This window comes from uncultured Selenomonas sp., assembly GCA_905372355.1.
Classification (GTDB): domain Bacteria; phylum Bacillota; class Negativicutes; order Selenomonadales; family Selenomonadaceae; genus Selenomonas.
The window spans coordinates 74,974-90,808 of sequence record CAJPOT010000002.1; the positions used below are offsets into that span (position 1 = coordinate 74,974).

The following is a 15,835-nucleotide window of genomic DNA, read 5'->3' on the forward strand; positions in this document are numbered from 1 at the left end:
CATAGCCTGACACGATTGTTCCAGTGTTTTCAATATGCGATGTCAAATATGGTCAATCAGCTGCAGGAGCTCCTCCTCCGTCAAGATTCGGACGCCCAGCTGCTCCGCTTTTTGCAGCTTGCTGCCAGCATTTTCTCCCGCGACGAGGCAGTCCGTCTTCTTGGACACGGAACTTGTCACGCGTCCGCCGTGCTGCTCGATCAGCTCCGTGATTTCCCTGCGCCCGAAATGACGCAGCGTGCCCGTGACGACGAAGCTCATATCGGCCAGTTCGTCGCCCTGTGCCGTACGCTCTTGTGCTGCCGTCGCGACGCCGAGCTGCTGCAGTTCGCGGCAAATCTTTGCATTGCCTTCGTTTTGGAAATACGAACGGATGGCGGCGACGCTCGTTTCGCCCATATCACGCACCGCGAGAATCGCTTCATCGGACGCATTTTCTAAAGCCTCCAAGGTCTTGAAATGCTGCATGAGAGCGGCAGCTGCCGCCTTGCCGATGCCGGGGATACCGAGTCCCGTCAAAAGACGCTGCGGTTCGTTCTTCTTTGCTTCTTCGATTGCCGAAAGCAATTTGTCCGTGTTTTTTTCCTTGCCGACAACGCCTTGGGCAATCAGCTCTTCCCGATGCTCCTTCAAGCGGAAGATGTCGACGATCGTGTGAAGGAAACCTTTTTCAATCAAGGCGGCGATGTTCTTTTCGCCCAAACCCTTGATGTCCATAGCGTCGCGGCTCACAAAATTCAGGATGTGGCTCTCCACCTGCGCCGGACATGCCTGATTGATGCACTTGACGTCGGCGGAATCCGCCTCTCTCTCAGCCTTTGCACCGCAGACGGGGCAGCGATCGCCGATCTTGAACGGCTCTGTTCCCTCGGGACGCTTTTCTTTTACGACCGCCTTGATCTTCGGAATGATCTCTCCCGACTTGTAGACGACGACGGTATCGCCTACGCGCACATCGAGATCGTCGATGAAATCCTGATTGTGCAGCGTCGCGCGCTCGACCGTCGTACCGCAAAGACGGATGGGATCGAACGTCGCCGTCGGTGTGATGCGCCCCGTCCGGCCGACAGAAAGCGTGATGCTGCGCACGACGCTTTCCTTTTCCTCGGGCGGGTATTTATAGGCGATCGCCCAGCGCGGCGCCTTGGAAGTCGCGCCGAGGCTCTCCCTTTGCGAAAAATCATTGAGTTTGACGACAGCGCCGTCGATGTCGTAGGGCAGATCGCCGCGCGAGGCGCCGATCTGCTCGATGGCATCCCAGACCTCCTCTGCCGTACGGCAGACGTGATAGGCATGAATGACCTTGATGCCCTGCCGTTTCATGAAGTCGTAGGCTTCGACATGCGTTTGGAATTCCTTGCCGCGCACCGCCTGCAGATTGAACACGAAGAGGGACAGCCCCCTCTCTCTCGTGATGCGGCTGTCGAGTTGGCGCAGAGTGCCCGCCGCACAGTTGCGCGGATTGGCAAAAAGCTTGAGTCCGAGAAGCTGACGCCTCTCGTTGACCGCCTCAAATGCCGCCTTCGTCATGTAGACTTCGCCGCGCACCTCGAAGTAAGGCAGCGGTTCCTTGAGCTTCTGCACGACGTCTTTGATGACCTTGGCATTTTCCGTGACGTCCTCGCCCTGCACGACGCCGTCGCCGCGCGTGATGGCACGGCTCAGCATCCCGTTTTCATAGCGCAGGGCAAGCGAAAGTCCGTCGATTTTTTCTTCGACGACGAACACAGGATTTTCCATGCGCCCCTCTATATCGCGCACGAAAGCTTCTATCTCCTCGCGAGAGAATACATCCTGCAGCGAAAGCATCGGCACGTCGTGGCGCACGAGCGTGCCTGCCGTGCGCTTCGCCGTACCGCCGACCTTCTGCGTCGGTGAGTTTTCCGTGATAAGCTCGGGGTATTCCCTTTCCAGCGCCTTGAGCCGCAGCATAAGCTGATCGTATTCATAATCGCTGATTTCGGGATTGTCGTCGTTGTAATAGCGCACATTGTGGTGACGTATCGTGCGCCGCAGCTGTGCAAGCTCTTTTTTGACTTCTTGAATATCCATACGAACCTCAGACTTTCTCGATGGGAGCATACTTCTGCATGAGCCCCTTGATGCCGATTTGCGGGAAGGCGATCTTCAGCTCGACTTCTTCGCCTTCGCCCTTGACCGAGACGACTGTGCCGACGCCCCACTTGCCATGACGAGCCTTGTCGCCCGCACGCCATGCCACTTCCATGCTCGGGCGAATTGCGGCGGACGCGGCAGGACGCACCTCGCGAGGGGAAGAAGGTACAGGCGAAGGCGATGCAGAAGGAGCTGTCGTCCGCTGCAAACTTTGCAGAATCTCGAAGGCGGACTGCGGCCTCCCCATGCCCCGCGACTCTAAAAACGCGCTCCGCCCAAAAGCCTGTGCCTTTTCCAAATACGTTTCGGGAATCTCCGCGAGGAATCTCGACGGCGGATAGACATTCCCCTTGCCGTAAAGCGTGCGGTAGCGCGCGTAGCTCAAGTAGAGCTTGCGTTCAGCGCGCGTGATGCCGACATAGCAGGTGCGGCGTTCTTCCTCGATTTCGCTCGGCTCAAGCAGCGTGCGCGCATGGGGAAAGATTCCCTCCTCCATGCCCACGAGAAAGACGACGGGGAATTCCAAGCCCTTTGCCGAATGAAGCGTCATGAGCGTCACGCGGTCGTCCTCCATGTTCGCCGTATCGACATCGGAGACGAGTGCGATCTGGTTGAGGAAATTTTCCAAAGTCGGCTCTTCCTCCGTCTTTTCAAACTCTCGCGCCACGCCGACGAATTCGCGCAAGTTCTCGATGCGCGTCTGCGCCTCGGGCGTATCCTGCTTTTCCAAGTCCTTGATATAACCCGTATCGTCAAGCAAGGCTTCGATAAAGGAAGAAAGCGGCATAGCGGCAAGTTTGCCCATGAGGTCAAAGAGAAGCGCGGCGAAGGCTTCGAGCAGATTCTTCGTGCGCGTCTTGAATCCCATGGCTTCGAGCGCTTCGGGACTTGACAGGACATCGAAGAGGGCTTCTTCATGCATGACGGCATACTCCGTGAGCTTGGCGATCGTCGATGCGCCGATGCCGCGCTTGGGCACGTTGATGATGCGCAGGAGGCTCACGGCGTCAAACGGGTTGTAGAGGACGTGCAGATAGGCAATGATGTCCTTGATTTCCATGCGGTCGTAGAACTTCAAGCCGCCAACCATCGTATAGGGAATCCCCGCCGCCATCATGGCTTCTTCGAGGACGCGCGACTGCGCATTCGTGCGGTAAAGCACGGCGATGTCGCCATAATCGACGGAAAAGAGCGTCTTCTGCTTCTGCACGGTATCTACGACGAATCTTGCCTCGTCGCGCTCGTCATTCGCCTGATAGAGGGCGATCTTCTCCCCTACGGCGTTTTCCGTCCAGAGCTTCTTCGGCTTGCGATTCTCATTGTTTCGGATGACGGCATTGGCTGCGGCCAAGATATTCTTCGTCGAGCGATAATTCTGCTCAAGCTTGATCGTCTTCGCCTCGGGAAAGTCCTTCTCGAAATTCAAGATGTTGCTGATGTCCGCGCCGCGCCAGCCGTAGATGGACTGATCTGCATCGCCGACGACGCAGAGACTGTGATGACCGCCTGCCAGAAGCGTTGTGAGCCTGTACTGTGCGCCGTTCGTATCCTGATATTCGTCGATGAGGATGTAGCGGAAACGCCGCTGATACTTTTGACGCAGTTCGTCGTTATTTTCCAGAAGGTCGACGGCGAGCAGCAGGAGATCGTCAAAATCCAAGGCGTTGTTCTCGCGCAGCTTCTTGTCATACAGGCTGAAAAGCTCCGCAATCTTCTTCGCATGGAACGTATCCGCCTGCCGCGCGTAGGCGCGCGGGCCGAGCATGAGATTCTTCGCGTTCGATATGGCGTTCTGCACCTTTGCGGGAGCAAATTGCTTGTCGTCGAGATTCAGCTCCTTGAGGCACGCCTTGATGACGGTCTTGGAATCTGACGTATCGTAGATGACGAAATTTTTCTTGTAGACTTCGCCCGCTTCAATCTCGCGCCGCAGAAAGCGTGCGCAGAAGGAATGAAATGTGCTGAGCCAGACATCCTTGCCCAAGCCGCCGATCATGCGATCGACGCGCTCGCGCATCTCTGCCGCCGCCTTGTTCGTGAACGTGATTGCCAAGATGCTGTAGGGTGGCACGCCGTGTGCCAAGAGATTGGCGATGCGACAGGTGAGCACCTTCGTCTTGCCCGAACCGGCGCCCGCCATGATGAGCAGCGGGCCGTCGATATGCGCGACAGCTTCCCGCTGCATGGGATTCAAGCCCTGAAAAATATCCACTGTATCAACCTCGCAAACATCAGCAGCATACATGTTTGATTGTAGCAAAGGAAACGGCTGCCGCAGATATACTGCAGCAGCCGTTCCTGCCTTTTACAGCTCTCACTGCTTCTTGATCAATTTGACGGCTTCCGAAAGGGGCGGGATGATCTGCTTCTTGCGCGACATGACGCCGGGCAGATAGATGTGCGTGCCGCTGGCATCCTTGTGGAATGCCTCGCCGATCAACGTCTTGGGCGATCCCGTGTAGAGCAGATACGTCCCTTCGGCGATGATGTCCGTGACCATGACGAGGCTCATGTCGTAGCCTTCCTTCTTGCAGACGTCCGCCATGCTCTTGACAATTTCCGCCTCGATATCCATGACTTCCTTCGTGTCCATGACGGAAATCTGGCTGACGATGATGCGGTAATCGCCAATCTGGAATTCCTTCATATCGTTCTTGGTGATTTCCAAGGGAGACATGTTGCCGATGCCCGATCCCGCCTTGAGCATTGCCATGCCATATTCCATGATATCGACGCCGGCAATCTCCGCCAGACGTTCCGCCGTCTTCTTGTCGTATGGCGTGCAAGTCGGCGACTTGAAGAGCACCGTATCGGAAAGAATCGCCGAGAGGAGCAGGCCTGCGATCGACGGCGGGATGTCAACATCCCTGTGCCAGTGCATGTTCGCCACGATCGTCGCCGTGCAGCCCACAGGCTCTTGACGCGTGAAAATCGGCTCGCTCGTCTGGATGCCGCCGAGACGGTGGTGATCGATGATCTCAAGAATCTTCGCTTCCTCGATGCCCTCGACTGCCTGTCCGCGCTCATTGTGGTCAACCAAGATGACGCGCTCGCGCTCCGGTACCATGAGCATGTCCTTGCTCACGAGCCCGACGAGCTTGCCATTTTCCACGACGGGATAATTGCGGTAGCTGTACTGCTCCATCGTTCCCTTGATGTCGCTCAGAAGGTCGAGCGGCTTGAAGGCGACGATCTCGTCCTGCATGATGCGCTTGACAGGCACGCACTGGTTGATGAGCCGCGCACAAGTGTAGGTGTCATAGGGCGTGTTGATGATGAGCATGTGGCGCTCCTCGGCTTCCTCGATGACGCTCGGCGACACCCTGCCGTTGCCCGTGACGATCATGCAGTCGATTCCCTGCTTCAGGCAGTCAATCAAAGTCTCGTCCCTGCGGTCACCGATGAGGACGACGTCGTGCTCCTTGACGACATCCTGAATCATGCTGATGCTGCCTGCCGCGATGCGCACATTGCCGCGAATCTTGCCGCCCTCATCGCCGTTGACGATGACCTCACCGTCAATGACGCGGATCACATCGCGGAAGGAGACGCCCGCGTCGGCGAGATTCTGCATGCTGAGTTCCTTGAAATAGCGCTGCGCGAGGTCGCTGACGGTCACGATGCCGATGAGCCGCTCGTCCTTATCGACGACGGGAACCGACTTCAGATCGTTTTCACGCATGATTTCGCCGAGATGACGCAGGCTGTCCGTTTCTTTGACGACAGTCTTGCAGTCGAGCGTGATGTCCTTCACGCGCGGATAGAGATCGGTGATGAGAAGAGGCTGTTCCACATGGAAGTGGTTCAGAGCAAATTTCGTCTCCTCGTTGACCTTTCCCGCGCGCGCCGGCACAACATTCTCGCCCATCGCCTGCTTCAGATGCGCATAGCCGATTGCGGAGCAGATGGAATCCGTATCCGGATTGCGATGCCCTATCGTATAGATCGGTTTCGTATTTTTCATCGAAAAGAAGCCTCCCGTTTTCAGATGATATATGATGATTTCCATTATATCCTACGATACACACGAAAAGCAAGCCCGCATCGGCAAGATGGAAATCATATCTTGCCGATGCAGGCTGCATGTACGATCTTTTTCTCCTCACCGTCGAGCAGGAGCGAGCGATGCAGCGCCGCCTCATCGAATCGGCCGACGGCGCACGCGCCCAAGTCCAGTGCCTCAGCCGTCAGATAGAAATTCTGCCCGATATGACCGGCATCAAGATAGATGTACTCGTAGACCTTGCGCCCGTACGTGCGAATGCCGCGCACGATGTCTGCGACCCAAAAGAAGATTGCCGCACTTTGACGCACCATTGCCTGCTGCTCGAAGGCAGTGAGCATTTCCTCTGGAGCATCTTCAGAAAGAGTCAACCTCTTCAGTGCATGTTCCACAGGCATAAATTGATAAAAGTCTGTGGGCACATCTTCTGCGTTCTGCAGATACAACAGGGTTGTCAACGGATGGAGCGCCGCTGCCGACGGGACATTGCGCAGCGTGCGCCCTCCTTCTGCGACCATCTTGACGCCCTGCGTGCACCATAAGAGATAAGAAAGCTCCTGCAAGGACAGAGCCTCCGCCGTGTACTGCCTACGGCTTGCGCGAAGTTCAATAAGCTCCAGGAAGTTGATTTCCCGGTCAGGCAGGAGGTCAGGTTCGGGCAGCTGCAGGACATCGCCCTTTCCCTCACACATCGGGACGCACGCCGTCCTTTCCTGTGAATTGGTGGTAGCTGCCGCCGCTCCTGCGGTTCATAAGCTCGACGAACAGTTCATCGGGCACGATGTTGTGGAACGCGAGAAGCACGAGGCAGTGATACCAGAGATCGCCCATCTCGTAAAGGATGTCGCTCTTTTCCATATTCTTTGAGGCGATGATGGTCTCTGCCGCTTCTTCGCCTACCTTTTTCAAGATCTTGTCCTGTCCCTTGTCGAAGAGATAATTCGTGTAGGAACCTTCAACGGGATGAACGCGCCGCTCCTGGATGACGTGATAAACGGCATTGAGCACTTCTGCGAGCGAAGTCTGCGGCTCGTCGCCGATGACGGCGACGCCCTTCTCGTCCTTGCCCAGCCTGCGTCCGCTGAAGCACGAGTATGTGCCCGTATGGCACGCGACACCCGCCTGATGCACGCGCACGAGAAGCGTGTCTCCGTCGCAGTCGTAGGAGATTTCCTTGACCTGCTGCACGTTGCCCGAAGTCTCCCCCTTGCGCCAGAGCTTCTTGCGCGAGCGGCTGTAGAACCATGTGAAGCCTGTTTCCAAAGTTTTCTTCAGCGATTCCTCATTCATGTAGGCGAGCATGAGAACCTCGCCGTTTTCCTCCTGCACGATGGCGGGGACAAGACCTTTTTCGTCAAAATGTATCATGGAAATATCAATCGAAGTATTCATAATCTGACCTCCACTCCACGATTCTTCAGATAATCCTTGACTTCCCTTATGGTAAATTCGCCATAGTGGAAAACCGAAGCGGCAAGGACGGCGTCCGCCTTCCCTTCCGTCAGTACATCATAAAAATGAGAGAGCTTCCCCGCGCCGCCCGAGGCGATGACGGGCACAGGGACGCTTTCAGAAACAGCGCGCGTCAACGCGATGTCGTAGCCATCCTTCGTGCCGTCAGCGTCCATGCTCGTCAAAAGGATTTCCCCTGCGCCCAAAGCGACACCCTTCTTCGCCCAAGCAAGGCAGTCCATGCCTGTCGGCGTCCTGCCGCCATTGATGTAGACCTCCCACTCGTTTTCCCCGCTCTTTCGCGCGTCGATGGCGAGGACGATGCACTGCCTGCCAAAGCGCTCCGCGCCGAGGCGCAGAACCTCGGGATCTTTCACGGAGGCCGTGTTGAAGGACACCTTGTCCGCACCCGACTTCAACAGCCTGCGGATATCCTCGGGCGTGCGTATGCCGCCGCCGACGGTGAACGGGATGAACATCTCGGAGGCGCAGGCCTTGGCCACTTGGACGATGGTCGATCGCTCCTCGTGCGACGCCGTAATGTCGAGGAACACCAGCTCGTCCGCCCCTTCTTTGTCATAGCGTGCCGCCAGTTCGACGGGATCGCCCGCATCGCGCAGACCGACGAAGTTCGTGCCCTTGACGACGCGCCCGTTTCTGACATCGAGGCAGGGAATGACGCGCTTCGTATACATTTTACCCCTCCTGGCCGGCGATTTCAATGGCTTCCTGCAAGTCAAGCGCCCCCGTATAGATGGATTTGCCAACGATCACGCCGCAGACGCCATCGGCTTCCAACGCCTTCAGGCGACGGATGTCATCGAGAGAATTTACACCGCCCGAAGCGATGACCGCTGCGCCGCTCTCCTTGGCGAGCGCGACCGTCGCCTCCGCGTTCACGCCCGTCAATGTTCCGTCACGAGAAATGTCGGTGTAGATGATGGTGCGAACGCCTGCATTGACCATGCGCTTTGCCAACTCGCCCGCTTCCACTTCGCCGGAAACGCCCCAGCCATCGACGGCGACGATGCCGTCCTTGGCGTCGATACCCACGATGATGCGCTCCTCGTACTTTTGGCACGCCTCTTCCACAAGCGCGGGATTCTGCACCGCCACGGAGCCGAGGATCACGCGACTCACACCGAGAGCCAGCACCTCTTCAATATTTTCGAGCGAACGGATGCCGCCACCAAGTTCAACAGGGATGTCTACACTCCCCAGGATGCGCTCTACCGCAGCGAGATTCATCGGCTTCTTCGCCAGAGCGCCGTCTAAGTCGACAAGATGCAGGAAGCGTGCGCCGGCGCTCTGCCACTTCATTGCCATTTCCTCAGGATGATCAGAAAAAACCGTCTCCCGGGCAAAGTCCCCCTTGAACAAGCGCACGCATTTTCCATTTCTTATATCAATCGCCGGAATGATGAGCATTCTCCCGCCCCCTAAGCATTCACAAAATTCTTCAGGATCGCGCTGCCGACCGCTCCCGATTTCTCGGGATGGAACTGGACGGCCTGAACATTGTCCTTCGCTACCGCCGCTGTCAGGCATTCGCCGTACATCGTCTGCGCCGTGATGATCTGCGGCTCTTCGGGCACAGCATGATAGCTGTGAACGAAGTAGACGTAAGAACCTGCACGGATGCCGCGGAAAAGGCCGATGCCCGGCTGCCCCTCATGGCGTTGTGCAAAATCCAAGGAGTTCCATCCCATGTGCGGAATCTTCAGCCCAGGCGCCTCGATGCGGCGCACCCTGCCGGAAAAGATGCCGAGTCCTGCAGCGTTTGGCGATTCGTCGCTGCCTTCGAAAAGGATCTGCAGGCCGACGCAGATGCCAAGAAGCGGCTTTCCCGCTTCTATCTCATGCCGTATCACAGGGATCAACCCCGTCGCTTCCAGACGCTTCATGCAGTCGCCGAATGCGCCCACGCCCGGCAGGACGAGCTTCTCCGCCACCGCAATTCGTTCTGCATCGTGAGTGACCTCCACTTCTGCACCACTATGGAGGAGCGCTTTTTCCACGCTGAAGAGGTTTCCTACGCCGTAATCAATGACCGCAATCATGCAAATCCTCCTATAAAACACCCTTGCTCGACGGCACGCCTTTAACGCGCGAATCCTTTGCGACGGCAAGGCGCAGCGCATGAGCGAGCGCCTTGAAGATCGCTTCGATCTTATGATGCGTATTCCTGCCATAGAGCACCTTGGCATGAAGCGTGATGCCGGCATTGAAGGCAAAGGCACGCAAAAATTCCTCCGTCAGCTCCGTATCGTAGCTGCCGACGACGGGCGTCATCTCGCCCCCATCGTAGACGAGGTATGCCCTGCCGCTGATGTCGAGCGTCACGAAGGCGAGCGCTTCATCCATAGGCAAGTAGAACGACCCGTAGCGTGCAATGCCCGCCTTGTCGCCCAGAGCCTCGCGAAACGCCTGTCCCAAGGCGATGCCGATGTCCTCGACGGAATGATGTCCGTCCACCTCAGTATCGCCATGACAAAGGATTTCCAAGTCAAAAAGTCCATGCACGGCGAAAAGGGTCATCATGTGGTCGAAGAAGCCGATTCCCGTCTTGATGGAGCACTTGCCTGTGCCGTCAAGGCCGATGCGAAGCGCGATTTCCGTTTCGTTTGTCTTTCTCTTGACCTCGGCTTGGCGCATGTCAGTCCTTCCTCTCCTTGCTGCGCAGACGCACGGCATTGGCGTGGGCATGCAGCCCCTCCGCCTCCGCCAGACGTATGATGTCCGCCTCCACATCATGCAGGGCGTCCTTCGTATAGGAAATGATGCTCGTGCGTTTCATGAAGGTCTCGACGTTGAGCACGGAATAGAATCTCGCCGTGCCGCCCGTCGGCAATACATGGTTGGGACCCGCGAAGTAATCGCCCAAGGGTTCCGGAGAATATGCGCCGAGGAAAACGGCTCCCGCATGGCGCACATAGGGCAGAAGCTCGAACGGCTGCTTCGTCAGAAGTTCCATGTGCTCAGGCGCGGAAATGTTCGCGTATTCCAATGCTTCCATGATGTCATCGGCGATGACGATGAGACCGTTGTTCTCGATGGACGCTCTGGCGATATTTTCCCTCGGCAGCCCTTTCAGCTGTTCCTCCAGCAGAGCCTCGACCTCATGCGCGAGCTTTGCGCTCGTCGTGATGAGGATGCTTGACGCCAGAGTGTCATGCTCCGCCTGACTCAGCATATCGGCTGCCGTATAGGCAGGATCTGCCGTCTCGTCGGCGACGATGAGGATCTCGCTCGGGCCGGCCAGCATGTCGATGTCACAATGGCCGTAAACAGCTTTCTTCGCGAGCGTGACGAAGATGTTGCCGGGGCCCGTGATCTTGTCGACGCGCGGAATCGTCGCAGTGCCGTAGGCCATGGCGGCGATCGCTTGTGCGCCGCCGATCTTGTAGACCTTGGACACGCCCGCAATCTTCGCCGCGAGAAGCACATAGGGATTGATCTTGCCGTTTTTCGGCGGCACCATCATGATGATCTCGCCGACGCCTGCGACGGCAGCCGGAACAGCGTTCATCAAGACGGAGGACGGATACGCTGCCGTGCCGCCCGGCACATAGATGCCAGCGCGATCGAGCGGAATCAGCGACTGCCCGAGAATCGAGCCTTTTTCGCGGTACGTCAGCCATGAATTTGCTTTTTGTTCTTCGTGGTAGCTGCGCACATTGTGCGCGGCTCTTTGTAGCGATGCGACGATTGCCGGGTCTGCATTTTTTTCTGCTTCGGCAAACTCCTCTTCCGATACTTGAAAATCTTCGGGGGAAAAATCTGTGCCGTCGATGAGCTTCGTGTACTTGATAACAGCTTCATCGCCATGACGGCGCACGTCCTCGACGATGCGCACGGCGACTTCCGCTGCCGTGAGATCGGCGCCGAAGATCTTTCGGTTCGCCTCGCGAATCTTTGGATTGAGCTGCACCTCATCGAAGGGCGGCTTCACCAAGAGCTTCCGTATTTTATCTTTACCGAGCTCCTTTGCCGATACAATCTTCATGATTTTGCTTCCCCGCTTTCCAACGCACTGCGCAAATCTTCGACCAGGCGGTAGATCCGCTCAAACTTCAGCTTGTAGCTCACGCGATTGACGATGAGCCGCGCCGTCACATCCATGATGTGCGCGATTTCCTCAAGATTGTTCTCCTTGAGCGTCGTGCCCGTTTCCACGATGTCCACGATGCTCTCGGAAAGCCCGACCAAGGGGCCAAGCTCGATGGATCCGTTGAGCTTGATGTATTCCATCTGCATGCCTTTTTTTGTAAAAAACTGCTCAGCTATATGAGGAAATTTCGTGGCGACGCGCGTATGCGCATAGTCGGCAAGCTTTGCTCTCTTCTGCGCTTTATCGACCGCCATCATCAGATGGCACTTGCCGAAGCCGAGGTCGAGGACTTCATAAACGTCCTTTTCCGCTTCCGCGAGGACGTCCTTGCCTATGACGCCGATGTCTGCCGCACCGTATTCGACATACGTCGGCACGTCCGCCGTCTTCGCGACGATGAAACGAATCTTCTTCTCCTCATTGGAAATGATGAGCTTGCGCGATTTCTCTTCCAGTCCCTCCGCCGTATAGCCGACGCGGGAAAAAAGCTCTTTGGACAGAGCGAAAAGCTTGCCCTTCGGAAAAGCAATCGTCAAGTAGTCTTTTCCGTTTATATCCATGAATTACACCTCGAATCACTAAGGAAGCGCTGATAAAACGAGGTCGCCCGGACGTGTGAAGATGGGCGGTTGAATTTATCAGTGCTTTCACTAATTCAGACTGTCCGCCTGCCGCAGCAACTGCAGTTCCATCGAGTCTCCGGCTGTGGGCGAACCGTGGTGCAGACGCACGACGGATGCCTCCCGGCTGCATCCCAAGAGACGCAATTTCTCACTGCCGATTTCGGCATGATGATAATAGACGTAAAGCGCATGGCGCCAAAAACCGAAGACGCCATCGCGCGAGACAGACGCATGACGGCGCGAAAAATGCGGCAGAAAGCGGTTCAGGAGAACGACAGCGACCTTTCCCAAAAGGCCGAGGTCGCCTTTCACGCGCCCCACATCGTGCAGGAGAGCGATGCGCACGAGAAAAATTTCGTCCACGCCGTTTTTTTTGTGTGCCAATTCCAATGCCGTATACGCCGTATGAAGCGCATGACGCTGATCGATGACGTCCATTGCATAGAACAGCCCACGCTCCCCTTCGGCAAGAAACCGGCGCACAAAAGCATGATCGCTTTCATTCAGATGCGCTGTGAGGGCATGGAGGAATTGCAAAACCCTCTGTTTCATGAAATGTAGATGAGCTCTTTATAGCCCTTGGATTTCCTGTACTCGTCGGCCTTCTGCTCTGTCTGCGCCTGAAACGCCGTTTCGCATGTCTTCCCCTGCTCACGCAGTTTCCTTGCCTCTCGCAGCGCCTCAGGCAGTTTGTCGTGTGCATAGGCGATGTAGCAGTCTTTGGATGGCAGGATTCGCTCTTGACTCTGACGCTCCTTTGCGAGAAGCAGGCGCTCGATGCCCAGCGCGAAACCTGTGGCGGGGCAAGGATTGCCGAAGCCCGCAAGCAGTTGGTCGTAGCGCCCGCCGCCGCATATAGGATAGCCTAACCCTGGGGCGTACGCCTCGAACACCATCCCCGTATAATAATTCAAATCGCGAATCACGCCGAGATCGAAAGAGACGTATTCGGCGACGCCGTATTCCTGCAACAGACGATAAATCTCCGACAGATTGTCGAGCGCCCTTCGCCCCTGCTCGTTCAATACAATGCTGTAGGCTTCGTGCAGGACATCCTTCTTTCCGTGCAGCGTGGGAATTCGCTTCATGCCCTCCTTTGCCGCAGCCGGAAGATCCGTTTCCTCCACGATTGCGGCAAGCTCTACGAGATCGTGCCGTTCCAAGGCAAATGTGACGCGCTCCTGCTGCGTCTTGGTGAAGTGCATCTGGCGCATCATGCCGCTGATGAAGTCGACCTGCCCGAGGCAGACTTGAAAATCCTGCAGCCCTGCCGCGCGGATGCCTTCGATGGCCAAGGCGATGACCTCGGCATCAGCCGCGACGGCGCTCGTGCCAATGAGCTCAACGCCGCCTTGATTGAATTCGCACTGCCGCCCCGCCTGCGCCTGCTCCGAGCGGAAAACGTTGCTGATATAAGCGAGCTTCAGCGGCAGAGGCTCCTCCCTCATGCGGCTCGCGACAAGACGTGCGATGGGCGTCGTCATCTCGTGGCGCAGCGCCAGCGTCCTGTTGTCCTGAGCGAAGAGTTTGAACATCTGCGGTTCCAGGCAGCGCCCGTTTCCCATCGTCAAGGTGTCAAGGTACTCAATGGCAGGCGTCGCGATCTCATCGTAGCCCCAGAGACGGAAAAGCCCCATGAGCGCCGCTTCCACATGGCGCTTTTCCTGCGCTTCTTGCGGCATGAGATCCCGCGTTCCATAGGGAATCCCAAAAATCCATTCATTTTCGGACATCTTCATCCACCTCTTGCCTGTTTTTTTCTTCCTTTTTCTGCCGCATTCTCTCCAGCACAAGTTCGTAGCCGTCGGCGCCGTAATTCAGGCAGCGCTTGACGCGGCTGATCGTCGCCGTACTGGCTCCCGTGCGCTCCACAATCGCATCGTACGTATTCCCCCGCCGCAGCATGGACGCCACTTCGAGGCGCTGCGCCATCGCCTTGAGCTCGGCGACCGTGCAGATGTCCTCAAAAAAAGCGTAACTTTCTTCTGTATTGCGCAGGAGCACGATTGCCGCCATAAGCTGATCGCTCAACTCGCTACGCAGCTTTTCGTTGATCATGTCCATCCCGTCCTTTTATCGAAGCAGCGAATTCTTTAGTTCTTTACTCTGTGAAAACAATTTTATTATAGCATTGATTTTTATATGCTGCAAGTAATTCCTGCAAACACATAAAAATTCGAGAGGCGCTGAAACTCGCCTCTCGAATTTTTGTCTGTGCAATATGGGAATCAGAAGAAATACTTGATACGTGACCAGATCTTCTTCACGTCCGTGCCCCTGTCGGCGATGTTCTCGCCATCAACGTAGGCAACGTAGCCGACGATGTTCTTTGCGAACGTATACTCGCCGCCGACTTCCCAGCCCTTCCAGCTGGATTCAAACGCACCGAACGTCGGCGCGACGATGCTCGTGTTGCCGAGATGGCGATAGGCGGCGTAGAGGCCGAAGCTGCCGTGATCGGCTTTCGAAGCGCCCTTGTACCTGAGTTCGGCATTGAAGTTGCGGTTGTACTTCTTTTCGAGATCGCCTTTCGTATTTTCGCCATAGTAGCCGCTGAGCTTGACGTTCTTGTCGAACTTGTAGTTGGCGCCGATGCCCCAGATGCCAACCGTATCGCTGCCATATGCCTTCGTTTCCGGCGTATAGCCTTTTGACTCAAGACCCGAAATATGGATGTACTCGCCCGTGATATCGAACTTGCTATTCGGACGGAACGTCAATGCCGCCTTGCCAAAGTCACCGGTATCCGTAGCAAAACTTTGCGGTGTACCGCCGTTTCTGTAACGAGTGGCAAATCTGTCTGCGCTGATGCGTCCACCCGTCAGGACAGCCGTGACCTTGTCCGTCGCATAAGTGACCTGTCCGCCCGAGAGGTTATCATCATAGACGACGCCCTGCTCGGTCGTCACGGGAAGGAGACCAGCCTCAATCGTCCAGTTGCCGTAGTGCCCCTCGACATTCGCCTGCTTGAGTTCCAAAGGCTTCGTCGTATCGTTTTTCATATCGGCGCGACCGTCGATGCGCGCGCGCACGAGCCAATGGTCGTTGATCGTGGCGACAGGCTTCAAGCGAAGTTCGAGACGGTTCAAGGAAGAATCCGGTCCATCATGGAACATCCTCTTGCTGGCCGTGTAGCGCATCTCGCCGCCCCACTTCACGTTGTCGATGCGGTCTTCAAGGTTGGCGACGCGCACGCCGAGGTTGCTGAGCTCTGCGCTGAACTCAGCCGCGAGGCGATCGATCATTGCCTTCTGCTGCGCGTTCGCCTGATCTTCCTTCGCCATCGCCTTGGCGACCATCTGCGCCATCTCATAGCGCGTGATCTCATTCTCGCCGCGATACGTGCCGTCGCCATAGCCCTCGATGATGCCTTCATCAGCAAGCTCAGCCACGGCATCGTATGCCCAATGATCCCTAGGCACATCGGCGAAGGGATTCGCCGCCGCAAAGGCGGAAACTGTCGTGCAGGAAAGTGCCGCAGCAAGCGCTGCCGTCAAAAACTTCTTGTTCATGAATGAAATTCCTCCTAAA

At 56.6% G+C, this 15,835-nt stretch carries 15 protein-coding genes; all 15 read right to left on the reverse strand.

Annotation, left to right across the window (positions count from 1 at the left end; translation table 11 throughout):
• Positions 1-42: 42 nt before the first annotated feature.
• On the reverse strand, positions 43-2,052 hold the full coding sequence (gene ligA, locus QZ177_RS01415) for an NAD-dependent DNA ligase LigA (RefSeq protein WP_294175272.1): 2,010 nt from the start codon (positions 2,050-2,052) through the stop codon (positions 43-45).
• A gap of 7 nt (positions 2,053-2,059) precedes the next feature.
• Positions 2,060-4,327, reverse strand: coding sequence for a DNA helicase PcrA (gene pcrA / locus QZ177_RS01420; protein WP_294175273.1), 2,268 nt, complete (start codon positions 4,325-4,327; stop codon positions 2,060-2,062).
• A gap of 102 nt (positions 4,328-4,429) precedes the next feature.
• Positions 4,430-6,079 carry a putative manganese-dependent inorganic diphosphatase gene (locus QZ177_RS01425; RefSeq protein WP_013740791.1) on the reverse strand — a complete coding sequence of 550 codons (1,650 nt, stop codon included), beginning with the start codon at positions 6,077-6,079 and terminating at the stop codon, positions 4,430-4,432.
• Between the two features lie 95 nt (positions 6,080-6,174).
• Positions 6,175-6,810 carry a SagB/ThcOx family dehydrogenase gene (locus tag QZ177_RS01430; protein ID WP_294175274.1) on the reverse strand — a complete coding sequence of 212 codons (636 nt, stop codon included), beginning with the start codon at positions 6,808-6,810 and terminating at the stop codon, positions 6,175-6,177.
• Positions 6,803-7,510, reverse strand: a complete 708-nt coding sequence (gene hisIE / locus QZ177_RS01435) for a bifunctional phosphoribosyl-AMP cyclohydrolase/phosphoribosyl-ATP diphosphatase HisIE (RefSeq protein ID WP_006192378.1) — start codon at positions 7,508-7,510, stop codon at positions 6,803-6,805. Before hisIE ends, QZ177_RS01430 begins: the two co-directional genes overlap by 8 nt.
• The gene (hisF, locus tag QZ177_RS01440; RefSeq protein ID WP_294175275.1) at positions 7,507-8,265 is read right to left on the reverse strand and encodes an imidazole glycerol phosphate synthase subunit HisF; all 759 of its coding nucleotides are present in this window, start codon (positions 8,263-8,265) and stop codon (positions 7,507-7,509) included. Before hisF ends, hisIE begins: the two co-directional genes overlap by 4 nt.
• Before the next feature lies 1 nt (position 8,266).
• A complete protein-coding gene (gene hisA / locus QZ177_RS01445; protein WP_294175276.1) occupies positions 8,267-8,998 on the reverse strand; it encodes a 1-(5-phosphoribosyl)-5-[(5-phosphoribosylamino)methylideneamino]imidazole-4-carboxamide isomerase in 732 nt (243 codons plus the stop codon).
• An 11-nt stretch (positions 8,999-9,009) separates the two neighbouring features.
• Positions 9,010-9,630 (reverse strand): imidazole glycerol phosphate synthase subunit HisH, encoded by a 621-nt coding sequence (gene hisH, locus QZ177_RS01450; protein ID WP_294175277.1) that lies wholly within the window; start codon positions 9,628-9,630, stop codon positions 9,010-9,012.
• 10 nt (positions 9,631-9,640) lie between these two features.
• Positions 9,641-10,225: an imidazoleglycerol-phosphate dehydratase HisB gene (gene hisB / locus QZ177_RS01455; RefSeq protein WP_265071545.1), complete on the reverse strand. Its 585-nt coding sequence runs from the start codon at positions 10,223-10,225 to the stop codon at positions 9,641-9,643.
• Between the two features lies 1 nt (position 10,226).
• The gene (hisD, locus tag QZ177_RS01460) at positions 10,227-11,576 is read right to left on the reverse strand and encodes a histidinol dehydrogenase (protein ID WP_006192383.1); all 1,350 of its coding nucleotides are present in this window, start codon (positions 11,574-11,576) and stop codon (positions 10,227-10,229) included.
• Entirely contained in the window at positions 11,573-12,241 is a 669-nt protein-coding gene (hisG, locus tag QZ177_RS01465; RefSeq protein WP_294175278.1) for an ATP phosphoribosyltransferase, read from the reverse strand. Before hisG ends, hisD begins: the two co-directional genes overlap by 4 nt.
• Before the next feature lie 90 nt (positions 12,242-12,331).
• Positions 12,332-12,742, reverse strand: a complete 411-nt coding sequence (locus QZ177_RS01470; RefSeq protein WP_294175279.1) for a phosphohydrolase — start codon at positions 12,740-12,742, stop codon at positions 12,332-12,334.
• Positions 12,743-12,852: 110 nt separating this feature from the next.
• Positions 12,853-14,037, reverse strand: coding sequence for an ATP phosphoribosyltransferase regulatory subunit (gene hisZ / locus QZ177_RS01475; protein WP_294175280.1), 1,185 nt, complete (start codon positions 14,035-14,037; stop codon positions 12,853-12,855).
• Complete coding sequence (locus QZ177_RS01480) at positions 14,024-14,362, reverse strand: YerC/YecD family TrpR-related protein (RefSeq protein WP_294175281.1); 339 nt, start codon at positions 14,360-14,362, stop codon at positions 14,024-14,026. The genes hisZ and QZ177_RS01480 overlap by 14 nt, the downstream gene beginning before the upstream one ends.
• A 170-nt stretch (positions 14,363-14,532) precedes the next feature.
• Positions 14,533-15,816, reverse strand: coding sequence for an S-layer homology domain-containing protein (locus tag QZ177_RS01485; protein ID WP_294175282.1), 1,284 nt, complete (start codon positions 15,814-15,816; stop codon positions 14,533-14,535).
• Positions 15,817-15,835: the final 19 nt, after the last annotated feature.